Origin of the sequence: Streptomyces sp. NPDC050759 (assembly GCF_044456945.1) — a bacterium.
Taxonomy (GTDB): Bacteria; Actinomycetota; Actinomycetes; order Streptomycetales; family Streptomycetaceae; genus Streptomyces.
This window is the reverse complement of the sequence record NZ_JBITGI010000012.1, coordinates 12789-29782: the sequence shown is the minus strand read 5'-3', so window position 1 is coordinate 29782 and position 16994 is coordinate 12789. Positions and strand designations below refer to the sequence as shown.

Annotated in this window: 13 protein-coding genes and 1 pseudogene; 9 read left to right on the top strand and 5 right to left on the bottom strand. The window is 71.1% G+C overall.

The window, feature by feature from the left end; genetic code table 11:
* Window positions 1–7: 7 nt before the first annotated feature.
* Window positions 8–1402 (bottom strand): metallopeptidase TldD-related protein, encoded by a 1395-nt coding sequence (locus ACIBJB_RS30665; protein WP_398935227.1) that lies wholly within the window; start codon window positions 1400–1402, stop codon window positions 8–10.
* Window positions 1399–2922: a TldD/PmbA family protein gene (locus ACIBJB_RS30660; protein WP_398935225.1), complete on the bottom strand. Its 1524-nt coding sequence runs from the start codon at window positions 2920–2922 to the stop codon at window positions 1399–1401. Before ACIBJB_RS30660 ends, ACIBJB_RS30665 begins: the two co-directional genes overlap by 4 nt.
* Before the next feature lie 235 nt (window positions 2923–3157).
* Here ACIBJB_RS30660 and ACIBJB_RS30655 point away from each other — a divergent pair, with 235 nt between their 5' ends.
* The 4 genes from ACIBJB_RS30655 to ACIBJB_RS30640 all read left to right on the top strand — a co-directional run bounded on the left by ACIBJB_RS30655 (window position 3158) and on the right by ACIBJB_RS30640 (window position 6489).
* Window positions 3158–4270, top strand: a complete 1113-nt coding sequence (locus ACIBJB_RS30655) for an SEC-C metal-binding domain-containing protein (RefSeq protein ID WP_398935223.1) — start codon at window positions 3158–3160, stop codon at window positions 4268–4270.
* A gap of 234 nt (window positions 4271–4504) precedes the next feature.
* Window positions 4505–5209, top strand: a complete 705-nt coding sequence (gene fabG / locus ACIBJB_RS30650; RefSeq protein WP_037708022.1) for a 3-oxoacyl-[acyl-carrier-protein] reductase — start codon at window positions 4505–4507, stop codon at window positions 5207–5209.
* A gap of 5 nt (window positions 5210–5214) precedes the next feature.
* Window positions 5215–5982, top strand: a complete 768-nt coding sequence (gene fabI / locus ACIBJB_RS30645; protein ID WP_059206314.1) for an enoyl-ACP reductase FabI — start codon at window positions 5215–5217, stop codon at window positions 5980–5982.
* A 153-nt stretch (window positions 5983–6135) separates the two neighbouring features.
* Entirely contained in the window at window positions 6136–6489 is a 354-nt protein-coding gene (locus ACIBJB_RS30640) for a hypothetical protein (RefSeq protein ID WP_398935221.1), read from the top strand.
* Here the strand turns inward: ACIBJB_RS30640 and ACIBJB_RS30635 are convergent.
* Window positions 6464–7159, bottom strand: coding sequence for a FadR/GntR family transcriptional regulator (locus ACIBJB_RS30635; RefSeq protein ID WP_398935219.1), 696 nt, complete (start codon window positions 7157–7159; stop codon window positions 6464–6466). The genes ACIBJB_RS30640 and ACIBJB_RS30635 overlap by 26 nt on opposite strands.
* A gap of 82 nt (window positions 7160–7241) precedes the next feature.
* On the opposite strand from ACIBJB_RS30635, the gene ACIBJB_RS30630 reads away from it, so the two are divergent.
* The 4 genes from ACIBJB_RS30630 (at window position 7242) to ACIBJB_RS30615 (ending at window position 9748) form a co-directional block, all read left to right on the top strand.
* On the top strand, window positions 7242–8588 hold the full coding sequence (locus tag ACIBJB_RS30630) for a CynX/NimT family MFS transporter (protein WP_398935217.1): 1347 nt from the start codon (window positions 7242–7244) through the stop codon (window positions 8586–8588).
* Between the two features lie 71 nt (window positions 8589–8659).
* Complete coding sequence (locus ACIBJB_RS30625) at window positions 8660–8776, top strand: SGM_5486 family transporter-associated protein (protein ID WP_086724758.1); 117 nt, start codon at window positions 8660–8662, stop codon at window positions 8774–8776.
* A gap of 181 nt (window positions 8777–8957) precedes the next feature.
* Window positions 8958–9164, top strand: coding sequence for a hypothetical protein (locus ACIBJB_RS30620; RefSeq protein WP_069766417.1), 207 nt, complete (start codon window positions 8958–8960; stop codon window positions 9162–9164).
* A gap of 65 nt (window positions 9165–9229) precedes the next feature.
* A complete protein-coding gene (locus ACIBJB_RS30615) occupies window positions 9230–9748 on the top strand; it encodes a SixA phosphatase family protein (protein WP_398935215.1) in 519 nt (172 codons plus the stop codon).
* Between the two features lie 75 nt (window positions 9749–9823).
* On the opposite strand, the gene serB is transcribed toward ACIBJB_RS30615, so the two are convergent.
* Window positions 9824–11038 (bottom strand): phosphoserine phosphatase SerB, encoded by a 1215-nt coding sequence (gene serB / locus ACIBJB_RS30610; protein WP_398935213.1) that lies wholly within the window; start codon window positions 11036–11038, stop codon window positions 9824–9826.
* Window positions 11039–12527: 1489 nt separating this feature from the next.
* A pseudogene (locus tag ACIBJB_RS30605) lies at window positions 12528–14105 on the bottom strand (streptophobe family protein); the annotation flags it as partial.
* 239 nt (window positions 14106–14344) lie between these two features.
* Between ACIBJB_RS30605 and ACIBJB_RS30600 the strand changes: the two are divergent.
* The gene (locus ACIBJB_RS30600) at window positions 14345–16930 is read left to right on the top strand and encodes an FHA domain-containing protein (RefSeq protein ID WP_398935211.1); all 2586 of its coding nucleotides are present in this window, start codon (window positions 14345–14347) and stop codon (window positions 16928–16930) included.
* Window positions 16931–16994 lie beyond the last annotated feature (64 nt).

Here is a 16994-nt window from a genome sequence, read left to right as displayed (position 1 = left end):
TACGAGGTTATACGCCCTGACTGACAGAACTCATATTGAAATCCGGCACCCGCAGCGCCGGCATCGCGGCCCTGGTGAAGTAGTCGCTCCACTCCCTCGGCAACGTCCTCTCCGTCCGCCCCGCCTCCGTCGCCCGCCCCAGCAGGCCGACCGGCGACTCGTTGAACCGGAAGTTGTTGACCTCGCCGGTCACCTCGCCGTTCTCGACGAGGTACACGCCGTCCCGGGTCAGCCCGGTGAGCAGCAGGGTGGCCGGGTCGACCTCGCGGATGTACCAGAGGCAGGTCAGCAGCAGCCCGCGCGAGGTGTTCGCGACCATCTCCTCCAGCGAGACGTCCGAGCCTCCGTCGAGGACGAGGCTGCCGGCCGCCGGGGCGACGGGCAGCCCGGTCAGGCCCGCGCTGTGCCGGGTCGTCATCAGATGCGCCAGCTCGCCCTCCCGGATCCAGTCGGTGGCGGCGACCGGCAGACCGTTGTCGAACACCGACTGATCGCCCCCGGAGGAGTGCGCGATCACGAAGGGCGCGGATTCCAGGCCCGGCTCGTTCGGGTCGCTGCGCAGGGTCAGCGGCAGCTCGGTCAGCCGCTCGCCGACCCGGGTGCCGCCGCCCGGCTTGGAGAACACCGTCCGCCCCTCGGCCGCGTCCCGGCCCGACGCCGACCACAGCTGGTAGATCAGCAGGTCGGCGACCGCGGTCGGCGGCAGCAGCGTCTCGTACCGCCCGGCGGGCAGCTGGTGGCGCCGCTCGGCCCATCCCAGGCGTACGGCGAGCTCGGCGTCCAGCGCCGCCGGGTCGACGTCCTTGAAGTCCCGGGTGGAGCGTCCGGCCCAGGCCGAGCGGGTCCGGTCCGGCGACTTGGCATTGAGTTCCAGCGTGCCGTTGGGCTGGTCGTGGCGCAGCCGCAGCCCTGTGGACGTGCCCACGTAGGTCGACACGAGTTCGTGGTTGGCGAAGCCGTACAGCTCGCGGCCGCCCGCACGCGCGCGTGCGAAGGACTCGCCGAGCGCCGGCGCGAAGTCGGCGAAGACGGCCGAGGAGGTCTCGGCGGGCGCGTCGGTGAAGTCGGGCGACTCCGGTACGCCGGTCACCAGCGGCTGGGCGTCCTCGGCGGGCGCGGCACCGCGCGCGGCGGCCTCCGCGGCCCGCACCAGCGGCTCCAGTTCGTCCGCGGTCACCGCGGACCGGGAGACCACGCCGGAGGCGGTGCCCTCCTTGCCGTCGACGGTCGCGATGACCGTGAGCGTGCGCCCGCGCGTGACGCCGTTCGTGGTGAGCGCGTTGCCCGCCCAGCGCAGGTTGGCGGTCGACTGCTCGTCGGCGATCACGACACAGCCGTCGGCCCGGGACAGCGCGAGGGCCCGCTCGACGATTTCGTGCGGCTTGCTGGTGCGGGCGCTCATCGACCGGCCTCCTGCGTGGTGTTCAGAATGTTGACGCCCTTGAAGAGGGCCGACGGGCAGCCGTGCGAGACGGAGGCGACCTGGCCGGGCTGGGCCTTGCCGCAGTTGAAGGCGCCGCCGAGGACATAGGTCTGCGGGCCGCCCACCGCGGCCATCGAGCCCCAGAAGTCGGTGGTGGTCGCCTGGTAGGCGACGTCCCGCAGCTGCCCGGTGATCCGCCCGTTCTCGATCCTGAAGAACCGCTGGCCGGTGAACTGGAAGTTGTAGCGCTGCATGTCGATCGACCAGGACCGGTCGCCGACGACGTAGATCCCGCGGTCCACGCTCCCGATCAGGTCCTCTGTCGACATCCCGGCCGGGTCGGGCCGGAGCGACACGTTGGCCATGCGCTGCACGGGCACATGCCCGGGGGAGTCGGCGTAGGCGCACCCGTTGGAGCGCTCGAACCCGGTCAGCTTCGCGATCCGCCGGTCCAGCTGGTAGCCGACGAGGGTGCCGTCCTTCACCAGGTCCCAGGACTGGCCCTCGACGCCCTCGTCGTCGTAGCCGATGGTCGCGAGGCCGTGCTCGGCGGTGCGGTCACCGGTGACGTTCATCAGCTCGGAGCCGTACCTGAGCTTGCCGAGCTGGTCGAAGGTGGCGAAGGAGGTGCCTGCGTAGGCCGCCTCGTAGCCGAGCGCGCGGTCCAGCTCGGTGGCGTGGCCGATGGACTCGTGGATGGTCAGCCACAGGTTGGACGGGTCGACGACGAGGTCGTACAGGCCCGCCTCGACACTGGGCGCCCGCATCTTCTCGGCGAGCAGCTCCGGGATCTGCTCCAGCTCGCTCTCCCAGTCCCAGCCGGTGCCCGTGAGGTACTCCCAGCCGCGGCCGACCGGCGGAGCGATCGTCCGCATCGAGTCGAACTCGCCACTGGACTCGTCGACCGACACCGCGGTCAGCTGCGGGTGCAGCCGGACCCGCTGCTGCGTGGTCACCGTGCCGGCGGTGTCGGCGTAGAACTTGTTCTCGTGCACGGTGAGCAGCGAGGCGTCGACATGGTTGACCCCGTCCGCCGCCAGCAGCCGCGCGCTCCAGTCCGCGAGCAGCGCCGCCTTCTCCTCGTCGGGCACGGAGAACGGATCGATCTCGTACGACGAGATCCACGTACGGTCGGCGTGCACGGGCTCACCGGCGAGCTCCACCCGCTCGTCGGACCCGGCCGCGCGGATCACCTGGGCGGAGAGCTTCGCCATGGCCACGGCCTGCGAGGCGACCTTGGCGGCGGCGTCCAGCGTCAGGTCCACGCCGGACGCGAAGCCCCAGGTGCCGCCGTGGACGACCCGCACCGCGTACCCGAGGTCGGTGGTGTCCGAGGACCCGGAGGGCTTGGCGTCCCTGAGGCGCCAGGACGCGCTGCGCACCCGCTCGAACCGGAAGTCCGCGTGCTCGGCGCCGAGCGCACGCGCGCGTGCCAGCGCGGCGTCGGCGAGGGCACGTAGGGGAAGCGCTGTGAAGGCTTCGTCGATGGTATGAGGCACCTGGATCTCTTCCTGTCGGCATGAGGGTGGGCGACGGTTGCCACGATCATGTCGCGTGTGCGGGGTGCTGGACCACACGTTTCCGACTGCGTTCCACAGGCCGCCCGGTACCGGTAGGACGTACATCGCTCTCGCTCTCGCCAAGGAGCGGTCGGCCGGTCGGCGCAACCCCTCGCGCGGGTGATCGTGCAGAGTTCCGCGGCGGCGTCGATTCCGGCCGCCCTACGGTGAGTTCATGGCCAGCAAGCGCCGCACGTCCGGCAGGAACAAGCCCCGATACACCCGGCACCTCTCCACTCCCGCCCAGACCGCGGCGGAGTACGAGGGGTTGGCCGAGGAGTACCCCGAGGACCGGGAGGAGCTGCTCCGCGAGGCCGCCGACGCCTGGCGGAGCGCGGGGGAACCCGACCGTGCCCTCGCCATCTACGAGCGGCTGCTCGACCCGGAGTCGGGCGGTTGCCAGGAACCGGACGTGGTCGACGCATGGCGCATCGACACGCTGTGGGAGGCGGGGCGCCAGGAGGAGGCACGGACGGCGGCCGCCTCGTTCCGCTCGCGGCACCCCAGGGACGCCACCGCCTGGAGCCTCGTCGCCGGGACCTTCGAGCACGTGGGCGAGACGGCAACAGCCGCCGAGTGGTACACGACGGGCGTCATCCACGCCCTCGGTGCCGGTGCCGCGGTGACGGCGGACGTCGTCGAGGACTTCCCGGACTCGTTCGGCCTGCAGGAGCTTCTCATCGGCCGCCACCGCGTGCGGCGCGGGCTCGGCGAAGCCCATGACGACTGGGACGACGTGGCCGACGAACTGCACGCGCGGCGTGCGTCGCCCGTGCTCGGCCGGGTGCGTCCGCTGGACGAACTGCACGACCCGCTCCGCCTGAAGCGGATGGCCGAGGCAGGGCCAGACGCGCTGTGGGCCGAGAAGGAGGAACTCGCTGCCGCGGTGGACGAGGAGGAAAGGGCGCCCCGGGGAGCGCTGAGGACCTGTGTCCTGTTCTGGCCGCCGGAGGAGTTCGCGCAGCTCCTGGAACGTTGGCCGACGGTCGGGGACGCGTACGGCGATGACCACACCGGTCACCTGCGGCAGGTCGAGCACACCTTGCGCGAGCTGTCGGACCAGGGTGCCACCCACCTCGCGGTCGCGCGGGCCACGGTGGGCGGCCTGGTGGCGCACGTGGAGGAGAAGGGAGGCGCGCCCGACATGCCGTCCGCCCGGTCCGGGTATGCCGCTGAACTCGCTCGGAAGGGAGAGGCCCTCGACTGGCCCCCTGCCCGTAACGGACCCTGCTGGTGCGGTTCGGCACGCAAGTACAAGAAGTGCTGCGGAAATCCAGCGATCGGGTGAACCGGCCGGAAGCGTGAGCCGCCCGGGGGGCCCATGGAGCGGTACGCGCACCTGGTGGCGCAGGGGAGTGACTGATCCGACGGCTCGACTGTAGAAACCCGACAGCGAGTCCCGTAAGCCACTGTCGGTGCCCGAATGTCCCAGACAGCGACCGGCCCGATAGGTTTTCGGGGAAGCCGCCTGTCATCCAGGTGTTGGGCGGGTGTGTCAGACCCCTATGGAAAGGGTGATCCGTTGAGCCGCTCGGTTCTCGTCACCGGAGGCAACCGGGGCATCGGCCTCGCCATCGCCCGCGCATTCGCCGACGCCGGCGACAAGGTCGCGATCACATACCGCTCGGGTGAGCCGCCGGCCGGCTTCCTCGCGGTCAAGTGCGACATCACCGACACCGAGCAGGTGGAGCAGGCCTACAAGGAGATCGAGGCCGAGCACGGCCCGGTCGAGGTTCTGATCGCCAACGCCGGCATCACCAAGGACCAGCTCCTGATGCGCATGTCCGAGGAGGACTTCACCTCGGTCGTCGACACCAACCTCACCGGCACCTTCCGCGTGGTCAAGCGCGCCAACCGCGGCATGCTGCGCGCCAAGAAGGGCCGGGTCGTCCTGATCTCCTCGGTCGTGGGTCTCTACGGCGGTCCCGGCCAGGCCAACTACGCCGCCTCCAAGGCCGCCCTGGTCGGCTTCGCGCGCTCCCTCGCCCGTGAGCTGGGCTCGCGCAACATCACCTTCAACGTCGTCGCGCCCGGCTTCGTCGACACCGACATGACCAAGGTGCTCACCGACGAGCAGCGCGAGGGCATCGTGAAGCAGGTGCCGCTCGGTCGTTACGCGCAGCCCGAGGAGGTCGCCGCGACGGTGCGGTTCCTGGCCTCGGACGACGCCTCGTACATCACTGGAGCCGTCATCCCCGTTGACGGCGGACTGGGAATGGGTCACTGAACACCATGAGCGGAATTCTCGAGGGCAAGCGCGTCCTGATCACCGGTGTGCTGATGGAGTCCTCCATCGCCTTCCACGCCGCCAAGCTGGCCCAGGAGCAGGGCGCCGAGATCATCCTGACCGCATTCCCGCGGCCCACGCTGACCGAGCGCATCGCCAAGAAGCTCCCCAAGCCCACCAAGGTCATCGAGCTCGACGTGACCAACGACGAGCACCTCGGCCGGCTGGCCGACATCGTCGGCGAGGAGCTCGGCGGCCTCGACGGCGTCGTGCACTCCATCGGCTTCGCCCCGCAGGACGCGCTCGGCGGCAACTTCCTGAACACGCCGTTCGAGTCCGTGGCCACGGCCATGCACGTCTCGGCGTACTCCCTGAAGTCGCTCACCATGGCCTGCCTGCCGCTGATGCAGAACGGCGGCTCGGTCGTCGGCCTCACCTTCGACGCGCAGTACGCCTGGCCGCAGTACGACTGGATGGGCCCGGCCAAGGCCGCCCTGGAGGCCACCAGCCGCTACGTCGCGCGCGACCTGGGCAAGCAGAACATCCGCTGCAACCTCATCTCCGCGGGCCCGCTCGCCTCGATGGCCGCCAAGTCGATCCCGGGCTTCAGCGACCTGGCCGCCGTGTGGGACAACCGTTCCCCGCTGGAGTGGGACCTCAAGGACCCGGAGCCGGCCGGCAAGGGCATCGTCGCCCTGCTGAGCGACTGGTTCCCGAAGACCACCGGCGAGATCATCCACGTGGACGGCGGCCTGCACGCCATCGGAGCCTGATCTCTCCTACGTCGTCGACGCCCCGTTCCCCCAGGGAGCGGGGCGTCCCCCGTTCGGCCTACCAGGCCGGGCGCGCACGGCCTGCAACTGGGCACCCTGGATTACGCGTTCACCTCGCGATTCCCTCCCCAGCACGGCCGAGGAGGTCCCCTTGTGCGCCTGTCCCGCAGTCTGGCCTCAGTGACCGCAGCCGTCTGTCTCGTGATCTCCTTGTCGTACGAAGCGAGGCCGCACGCGCGCGTGGAAGCGCCCGGAGCCGCGGCTTCGGAGCTGTTCGGCGCCTCCTGCCGCAGCAGGGTCACCGGCTCCCGTGTGACCACCTACTGCCACAACCCCTATCCGCGCACCGACGGCGTCCGCCTGCACATCGAGTGCGACCGTTGGTGGGACCTCGACAGCGACGGCGCCGAGGTCGAGGTGGGGCCCGCGCAGACCGTGCGGCTGACCGGCCGGTGCTGGAAAGAGGTCCGTTCGGTGTGGGTCAGCCACCGGAAGCTGGCGCGCTGAACCGTCCCGGACGGCACAGGAAGGGGTAACCGGCCGCCTCCCCGGCGGCCGCCGCCGCGTCGCCCGCGCGGATCGCGTCGACGAGGCGGGCGTGGTCCATGTACGTCTCCGGCGTCAGCTCCGCGCCGACATCTTCACGGAGCCAGTCCCGCAGCACCTCGCCGAGGTCCGCGTACATCTCGGTCATCACGTCGTTGTGGGAGGCGGCCACCACAGCCAGGTGGAAGGTGGCGTCCGCGGTCACGAAGGCCTCCGTGTCGCCCGACTCCCAGGCCTGATCGCGCCGGACGAGAAGCGCGTCGAGCTGCTTGAGATCCTTCTCGGTGCGCCGCTCGGCGGCCAGCCGCGCCGCGGACGACTCCAGCGTGGAACGCAGCTCGGCGATGTGCCGGGGGTCCGCGTCGGCGAACCGGCGGTGCATCACGCCGGCCAGTTCACTGGTCGCCACGACGTACGTCCCCGAGCCCTGACGGATGTCCAGCAGGCCGTTGTGCGCGAGCGCGCGGACCGCCTCGCGGACGGTGTTGCGGGCGACCCCCAGCTGCTCGACCAGTTCGGGCTCGGTCGGGATCCGGGAGCCGACCGGCCACTCGCCCGAGGTGATCTGGTTGCGCAGCGCGGCGATGACCTGCTCGGACAGCGCCGAGCGGCGGGGATGGCTCAGGGGCATGGCACACCTTCGCACGGGTGGGACGAACGAGGACGCCCCGGGGATGGACAACCAATCATCCCATGATTCTATGATGGTGAGCATGGCAAGCGAGGAAACCCGGACACTGAAGTCCACGACCGCACGCAGTTCTGCGCCCCCGCCCGACGGGGAACCCCTGGTGCCCGCCACGCGCGCGTGGGCCGTGCGGCTGGTCGTCGTCGGCATCGTGCTGTCCGCCCTCAACCTCCGCCCCGCCATCACCAGTCTCGGCGCCCTCCTCGAAGAGGTGCGCGACGGACTCGGCATGAGTGGCAGCGTGGCCGGCCTGCTCACCTCGGTGCCCCCGCTGTGCTTCGCCGTCTTCGGGGTCATGGCCCCCCGGCTGGCCCGCCGTTTCGGCGCGGGCGCGGTGGTGTGCGCGGCCATGGTCGCCATCACGGCAGGCCTGCTCATACGGCCGTACACGGGCTCCACGGCGGGCTTCCTGGCCGCCAGCGCCCTCGCCCTCATGGGCATCGCCGTCAGCAACGTCCTGATGCCGGTCATCGTCAAGCGCTGGTTCCCCGACCGGGTCGGCTCCATGACCGGCCTGTACTCGATGGCCCTCGCCCTCGGCACGGCGGCCGCGGCGGCCGTGACCGTGCCGGTGACCGAGGCGCTGGGCGGGAGCTGGCAGTCCGGGCTCACGGTGTGGGCGGCCCTGGCCGCGGCGGCCGTACTGCCGTGGATCCCGCTCGTACGGGACCGGGGAGCCGCGCCGGCGGAGCGGGAGGCCGCGCAAGGTGTATCCGGACATGTCCACGCGCGCGTGGACGGGGCGGGGCCGGTCCGGCAGGTGCACGCGCGCGTGGAGTCGCCCACGCTGCGGATCACCCGGAGCCGGACCGCCTGGGCGCTCGCCGTGTTCTTCGGGCTCCAGGCCACCGCCGCCTACATCACCATGGGCTGGATGGCGCAGATCTTCCGGGACGCGGGCGTCTCCGCCGGCACGGCAGGGCTGCTGCTGGCGGTCACGATGGTGATGGGCGTCCCGCTGGCCTTCGTCATCCCGCGCGTGGCCACGCGGCTGCCGCACCAGGGCCCGATCGTGATCGCGCTCGGCGCCTGCGGTCTCGCCGGATACGCGGGCCTGTACCTCGCCCCGGCCGCCGGCGCCTGGGCCTGGGCCGTCCTGCTCGGCGTCTCCAACTGCGCCTTCCCGCTGGCCCTCACCATGGTCGGGATGCGGGCGAGGACCGGCGCGGGCGTGGCCCAGCTGTCCGCTTTCGCACAGAGCACCGGCTATCTGATCTCCATCCCCGGACCGCTCCTGGTGGGCGTGCTGTACCAGCACAGCGGCGGCTGGGGCCTGCCGATCGCGCTCATGGTCGGTCTGATGGTCCCGCAGATGGCGGTCGGCGTGCTCGCGGGCCGCGACCGCACGGTGGAGGACGAGGCGGCCCGCTGAGGTCACCCGGCAGCCCTGGTAGAGGCCACCCCGGCAGCCTTGGTAAGAGACCGGGGTGCGAGACTGGCCGTATGCCAGTGCTCGATCCGAATCCCCAAAACGGCCAGAAGAAGATGCTGCTGGTCTTCGGCTCGTTCTTCGCCATCTTCGTCGTCATCGCGATCATCGCGACAATCGCCTCGCCCTGATCCGGGCGCCCGCTCCCCGGTCCGACGGTGGGGTTAACCCCCCTGTCCCCTAGGGGGTGAGTGTCAGGGTCAACTGGGTGGATCTCCGGATGGGTTGAGGGCCCCCGGTTCCGTACCTTCGAGAGGTGACCGCGCCACACGGTCACCGCCCACCGGCCACTCGAAGACAGCGGAGGCACTCATGTCGGCCCCTACGCACACCCCGCCCCACCCGGCGTCCCGGGGCGGCGTCGACATCCGGCTGCCCTGGTGGGCCCTCGCCCTGCCGACGCTCGCCTTCGTGGTGCTCCTGGCCCTCATCCTCAATCCCGCCGACGCGCACGCGGCCTCCGGTGACCCGGCCGTCACCCAGTTCCTGGAGCGCGTACAGCAGCTGATAGCGCGCTGAGCACCCACAAAGCCGCCCGTCAACTACCCGCGCCCCATGGCCTGTTTCATGCGAAGCTGGATCCCATGAGCGTCGCAGAACCCCGCAGGATTGTCCTTTTCCGGCATGCGAAAGCCGACTGGCCGCAGGTGACCGATCATGAGCGGCCGCTCGCCGAGCGTGGCCGCAAAGAATCAGCGGAGGCCGGACGACGACTGGTCGACTCCGGCATCCCCTTCGACCTGGCCCTCTGCTCCACCGCGACCCGGACCCGTGAGACCTGGAAGCTCGCCGTGCAGGAGTTCCCGCACCGGCCGAAAACGGTCTACGAGGAGCGGATCTACGAGGCCTCTCCCGGCGAACTGATCGCCGTGCTGAACGAAACCCCGGACGACGTGCAGAACGTCGTCCTGATCGGCCACAACCCGGGTGTGCAGGGTCTCGCCGACGTCCTCGCCGGCGCCGCCGAGGGTGACGCCCGTCAGCGGATGAGCGCGCGCGGCTTCCCGGCCGCCGCCTTCGCCGTGCTGTCGTTCAGCGGCCCCTGGAAGACCCTGGAGCCGGGCGTGGCCACCCTCACCGAGTACTGGGAACCGTCCGACTGACGGCGACCCCCACCGGCGCGTGACACGGCAGGGGCCCGGCACCGTGATGGTGCCGGGCCCCTGCCGATGTGTCGGTCAGTCCTCCTCGTGCGCGTCCGCCGCCTCGACCTCTTCGCGGGTGACGCCCAGCAGGTACAGCACCGTGTCCAGGAAGGGCACGTTCACCGCGGTGTGCGCGGCCTCCCGCACCACCGGCTTGGCGTTGAAGGCGACCCCGAGTCCGGCGGCGTTGAGCATGTCCAGGTCGTTGGCGCCGTCGCCGATCGCCACCGTCTGGGACAGCGGGACTCCCGCCTCGGCGGCGAACCGGCGCAGCAGCCGCGCCTTGCCCGCGCGGTCCACGATCTCCCCGGTGACCTTGCCCGTCAGCTTCCCGTCGACGATCTCCAGCGTGTTGGCCTGGGCGAAGTCCAGCCCCAGCCGGTCCTTCAGATCATCGGTGACCTGGGTGAATCCGCCCGAGACGACACCGACTTGGAAGCCGAGCCGCTTCAGCGTACGGATGAGGGTGCGGGCGCCCGGCGTCAGCCGTACCTCGGAGCGCACCTTGTCGATGACCGAGGCGTCCAACCCCTCCAACAGCGCCACGCGCGCGTGCAGCGACTGCTCGAAGTCCAGCTCGCCGCGCATCGCGGCCGCGGTCACCTCGGCGACCTCGTCCTCGCAGCCGGCGTGCGCGGCGAAGAGCTCGATCACCTCGTCCTGGATGAGCGTGGAGTCCACGTCCATGACGACGAGCCGCTGGGCCCGGCGGTGCAGACCGGCGGCGACGACGGCCACGTCGACGCCCAGCTTGGCGGCGTCCGTGACGAGCGCGGTGCGCAGCGCCTCGGTCGCCACGCCGGACACCGCGAACTCGACGGCGGTGACCGGGTACTTGGCCAGCCGGAAGATACGGTCGATGTTGCCGCCCGCCTTGGCGATCTTGGCGGCGATCGCGGCGGTGGCCTCCGCGGTGAGCGGGTGACCGAGCACGGTGACCAGGGAACGCCCCAGCCCTCGCGGCCGGTTGTCGCCGAGACCCGAGATGATCTCCGCCTGCATCTTGATCGACTCGGCCCAGCTGTGGACGGTCGCCCGCAGGTCGCCCTCCAGCGCGCGGGGCGGTGCGGTCACGAGCGCGCACAGCACCATGCGGCCACGCGTGACGACCTGCTCGATGTCGACCACGTCGACCGAGTACGCGGCGAGGGTATCGAAGAGGCCGGCCGTGATGCCCGGCCTGTCCTTCCCGAAGATCTTGACGAGAAGGGTGGGGACGTCGGAGGACGAGGTCTGCGAAGCGCTCATGGTGCTCCCACCGTATCCGGCACCCAGTGCCTTCTGCTTCCGCGGTCCGTCTGACGGACACGGAACACTCGGTGTCGGGCGGGTGGCGAGATCCTTACGTACGGGCCACGGCTTCGCTGCGGCGGGCTTGAGGGACGGGGGTCGGGTTGCCGTGGGAGGCGGTCGTCGGGGAAGGGGGCCGGGTCGGTGGTCGGCAGCATTCCCCTCGGAGCCGACCACGCCTTCCCACCCTTGTGAGGCGTTCAGCCTTCAGGGCGGAAGCGGCCTTGACCGCGCAGGCTTGGAACGACCTCACCGCGCGGCGGGAACGCCCGGCCGGTGACCACGCCGTTCAGCGCCGCCCCTTGGGCTTCCCCGGTGGTGGCGGTGGTGGCGGTGGGGGAGGAGGCGGTGGCGGCGACTGACGGCCCTCGTCTCCGGAGGACGACCGTCGGCCACCCGGCCGCTGCCTGGGAGGTCGTTGCGGCGAACGAGGGGGCTGGTCCATCGGGCGCGCCATCGTGGGGGCGCCGTAGACGTTGTCGGGCGGTGGTGATCCGTCGGGCCGACGCGGTTCCTCCGACGGCCGAGAGTTCTCCTCGGGAGGCTGCCCTTCATCCTGCGGCCGAGGACTGCCGCCGGGGCGCCCATCCTCGGGCCCCTGCAACTCATCCGGCACCCGCAGATACGGGTTCGTCGCGGGGTTCGGAGGCCGATGAGGCGCACCCGGCACGTAGGGCCCTGGCTCGCTACCGTAGGGCCCTGGGCCATCGCCGTAGGACCCTGGCTCACCGTTGTAGGGTCCCGGTCCACCCTCGTAGGGCCCTGGTCCACCGTTGTAGGGTCCCGGTCCACTGTCGTAGGGACCCGGCTCTCGGCCGTGGGGTCCCGGCTCCCGGCCATGAGGCCCCGCCGCATCGTCGTGGGACCCCGCCGCACCGCCGTACCGTTCCGCCCCTCCGCCATACGACCCCGGCTTGCCCTCATACGCCTCGGACCCACCGTCGTCGTACGACGACCCCACCCCGCCCTCGTACGACCTCGACGCGCTGTCGTACGCCCCGGACCCGCCCCCCTCGTACTCCCTGCCCCCACTCCCACCGCGACGCGACCCGGGCTCACTGCCAAGGGCCGCACCCCCACTCCCATACGGCCCGGGCTCACTCCCATAAGGCGCACCCCCGCTGCCGCGAGGCGCGGTCTCGCTTCCGTAAGGCGCGCTTCTGCTCCCATACGGTCCGGTGTCACTTCCGTAAGGCGGACCCCCGCTGCCGCGAGGCGCGGTCTCGCTCCCATAAGGCGGACCCCCGCTCCCACCCGCCCCGGCCTCACTCCCGCCCGGCCCACCCCCACCCCCACTCCCATACGGCCCGTCCGTCCGCTGATACGCCCCACCCGCACCGCGATGCCGCGAACCCCCGGAAGGCCCAGCCGCCTGCGCCCCCGCATCCGCAGCCGCCTGCGCGCCCACAGCCCCTGCCCCCGCAGCGCCCCCTGCCAAGTCACCCAGTGCCGGCCCCGCCGCCCGGGACCCCGCCGCCCCCGTCGCCCGGGCCAGCAACGCCCCCGCGGCGCCCGCTCCCGCGCCCCACAGCGCCCCGAGCAGCAGCGCCATGCCGAGCTGCCCCCGCAGCCGGACGCCGGCGCCGAACGCGTCGAACCCCAGCACCGACAGCGAGGCGTCCACCGACACCTCCGTCAGCCAGGCGAGCAACGGCAGCGCCAACGCGGTGACGATCCCCAGCCGCACCGCACACCTCCACGCGAAACCAAGGGCCCCCGGATCCCGTACGACCTCAGAGCCCGTCCCCGCAGGCCCGGAGCCCCACCCCCGCCCGGCACCCGCCCCACCCACCGCACTCGGGCCAGCAGCGCCGCCCCCGACCGCCGCCGTCCCCGCAGGCCCGGAGCCCCACCCCCGCCCGGCATCCCCACCACCGACCGCCCCCGTCACCGGACCCACCCCGGCCCCCCGAACGCCCACCGGCGTCCGCACAGCGGTGAGCACCCCCGCCAGCAGCATCATCAGTGCCGCCGCCACCCCCAGCAGCCACACCCGCCCGTCCAGCTCCGCCAGGCGCGCCAGGGACACCGACTGGTCGGAGTCGGAGTCGAGGAGCCGGTCCAGGGGGTCCGGGAGGAAATTCGTCAGCACCCCGGTCGCCCGGCCGTCGAAGGGGACGAACAGGCCGATGGGGATGCCCAGCCACACCCCGTTCGGTGCCCCGAGCAGCGCCGCTCCCGCGATCCGCTTGGGGTGGTCGTCGCCGATCGCCGCGTACGCCGCCGCCGAGAGCCCCGCGGCCACCGCGACCAGCAGTACCGTCACGAGGGCGGACACGGCCGGCCGTACCACGCGGTGCACGGCCTCCCAGCCGCGCGGCAGCGGCGTACGGCGGGACGCCAGCAGGGCGACCAGCAGGATCCCGGCCGACCAGCCGAGCCCGCCGAGCAGCGTCGGCGCGGTGTCCACCGTGAAGCCGACCGCGGCCTTCGCGTCGATGAGGTCGCCGATCTGGTCCGGCAGCAGCCCGCCGATGTCCCCGACGTCCCCAAGGCCGGGGATGTCGAGGCCGCCGCTCCCGCCCGCGCCGGGCAGCTTGTCGAGCCCCAGCGCGCCCCCGTCGATCGTGATGACGTCGTGCCCCGCCCAGGCCAGCCCGCCCATCATCGCCGTGAACAGCGCGACCACCGAGCCCGCGCGCGCGAGGAGTTCCGAGGGCGCGATCACCGCTCCGGCGCCCCGCAGGGACCGCAGGAAGAACCAGGACAAAAGCACCGCGCCGACCAGGCTGACGCCCAATGGCGTGATCTCGATGGCGGTGGCCGCCTCCGCCCCCGTCAGCCCGAACGCGGACACGTCACCGGAGGGTGTCACCGAACCACCCGCCGCAAGGGCCACAACCGCTGCGGTCATCGGCCCCAGCGAGGCCGCGGAATCGGCCTCCAGCAGATGCAGACCGAGCGCGGCCGCACCCGCCATCCCGATCAACGCCCAGCTCACGGCGGCTATGGCGGACAGCAGGATGTCACCCCACGGCAGCCTCACGCCGTGCTTCGTCGTCTCGGCGCTCATGGACGCACTCATGGCAGACCCCCCGATCCGCGGCGCGGACAAGACCGCGCTTGTCCCCCTCGCGTGGATTACCCACTCTCCGGGTCGGTTTCAACCCCGTCAACGGAACCGGCCGAAGCGCGCGAACGTGGTGTTCTCGGGGCTCAACTTTCGGTCAGGAGGGGGATCCTGAAATAGTTCCCGACGATGTTCGACATCCCTACACTCCCTGTGACGGGGGCAAGTCGGGGGACTACTCAGTGGGGCTTGGAGTGCCGGAACTCGTACTGGAAGCGAACGGACGTACCTGGACGCTCGATCCGTCCAGGCCGTACAGCCTTGGACGCGATCCGCAGGGGGACATCGTGTTCGACGACGCCAGGGTGTCCTGGCGTCACGCCACGATCAGCTGGAGCGGGCGCGGTTGGGTCATCGAGGACCACAGCAGCACCAACGGCACGTTCGTGCAGGGCCAGCGGATCCACCAGACGGAGATCGGCCCGGGCGCGGCGGTCCACCTCGGCAACGCGAGCGACGGCCCGCTGCTGAGCCTGTCCGGCACCGCGGCCCCGGTCGCCGAGCCCCAGCCCCGGCAGCAGCCGTACGTCGCGCAGAGCGCGAACCCCGGCTGGGCCCAGCAGACGCCACAGCAGACGCCACAGCAGGCACCACAGCAGACACCGCACCAGCACCCGCAGCAGGCCTCGCAGTCCGGCTGGCCACAGCCACAGCCCCAGCAGCAGCCGCAGCCGTACTCGCACCAGCCGCACAAGATCCCGCAGCAGCAGGGCCCCGGCCCCGGCGCGGGCGCGGGCGCGCCGCCGGTCTACGGCGACCGCAGCCCGACCACGTTCCACCAGTTCACCATCGGCCGCATCATGCGCATCGGCCGTGCCCTGGAGAACGACCTGGTCGTCTCCGACCTGCAGGTCTCCCGCCATCACGCCGAGTTCCACTCGACGCCCGACGGCCGCATGGAGATCCGCGACCTCGGCTCTCACAACGGTACGTACGTCAACGGCCAGCCGATCCCCAAGGGCGGCTCGACGATGCTCGGCCCGAGCGACATCGTCGGCGTCGGCCACTCCACGTTCCGGATCGTCGGCGACCGCCTCGAGGAGTTCGTCGACACCGGTGAGGTGACGTTCTCCGCCCGCCACCTGACCGTCACCGTCGACGGCGGCAAGCAGATCCTCAAGGACGTCTCCTTCGGCGTCCCGGAGAAGTCCCTGATCGCGGTCATCGGACCGTCAGGTTCCGGCAAGTCGACGCTGCTCAAGGCACTCACCGGCTACCGGCCCGCCAACCAGGGCGACGTCCTCTACGACAACCGCAACCTCTACAAGCAGTTCGCCGAGCTGCGCCAGCGCATCGGTCTGGTCCCGCAGGACGACATCCTGCACAAGGAGCTGACCGTCAGGAAGGCCCTCAAGTACGCGGCCAAACTCCGCTTCCCGGCCGACACCACCGGCGCCGAGCGCGAGGCGCGCATAGACGAGGTGCTGCGCGAGCTGAAGCTCGACGTCCACAAGGAGAAGAAGGTCACCTCCCTCTCCGGCGGCCAGCGCAAGCGCGTCTCCGTGGCCCTGGAGCTGCTCACCAAGCCGTCCCTGATCTTCCTGGACGAGCCGACCTCCGGTCTCGACCCGGGCATGGACCGCGATGTCATGCAATTGCTGCGCGGCCTCGCCGACGACGGCCGTACGGTCCTCGTCGTCACCCACTCCGTCGCCGAACTCGCGCTGTGCGACAAGCTCCTGGTGATGGCCCCGGGCGGCGCGGTCGCCTACTTCGGCCCGCCGGAGGAGGCACTGAACTTCTTCGGCTACGACACCTGGGCCGACGTCTTCTCCGCCTTCGAGAACTACCGCGACTACGACTGGGCCGGACGCTGGAAGGGCTCGCAGCACTACCAGATGTACGCCGCGGACATAGACGCCGTTGCGCCGCAGTCCGTACAGACGCCTCCGATGCAGGGCATGAAGCCGCCGAAGCCACAGGGCTGGATGGGCCAGTTCGGGACACTCGTGCGCCGCTATGTCTCGGTCATAGCGTCCGACAAGGGCTTCCTGGCCCTGACGGTGATCCTGCCGCTCGTCCTCGGCGCGGTGAGCCTGCTCATCGACTTCGGCGACCCGCTGTTGCCCAAGCCGATCGACCCCAGGACCAAACTTCCCGAACCCAACAGCACGGCCACCACCGTCCTGCTGATCCTGGCGGTCGGCGCCTGCTTCGCCGGCGCCGCCAACTCCGTCCGTGAACTGATCAAGGAACGGGTCATCTACGAACGGGAGCGCGCCACCGGCCTGTCCCGCTCGGCGTACCTGATGTCCAAGGTGTTCGTGCTCGGCGTGATCACCATCCTGCAAGGACTGCTGGTCGGCGTCATCGGCTTCGCCAGCCGTGGCCTCCCGAAGGAGGGCCTGGTCCTCGGCAGCGCCACCCTCGCGGAGCTGTGTCTGCCGATCATGGGCCTCGGGTTCACCTCGATGATGTTCGGCCTGATCATCTCCGCGCTCGTGAAGACGTCGGAGAAGACCATGCCGCTGCTGGTCATGTTCGCGATCATCCAGGTCGTCTTCACCGGCTGTCTGTTCACCCTGCACGGCACGATCGGCGTCAACGAGCTCTCGTACCTCATGCCGTCCCGCTGGGCGGTCGCCGCCGCGGGTGCCACCCTGGACTTCAACAAGGTCAACCCGCCCGTCAAGCCGGGTGACTCGACCGACCCGCTGTGGGACCACACCGTCGGCGTCTGGGGCCTCGACATGATCGCCCTCATCGCCATCGGCGTGGTCTGCGGCTTCTTCGTGGCCCGCTTCCTGCGCCGCCACGAGCCCGAGGTCATGCGCAAGTGATCACTGTCGTACGACGGTCAAGGGCGGCACCCCGACAGGGTGCCGCCCTTGTGCGTAGGAGAGG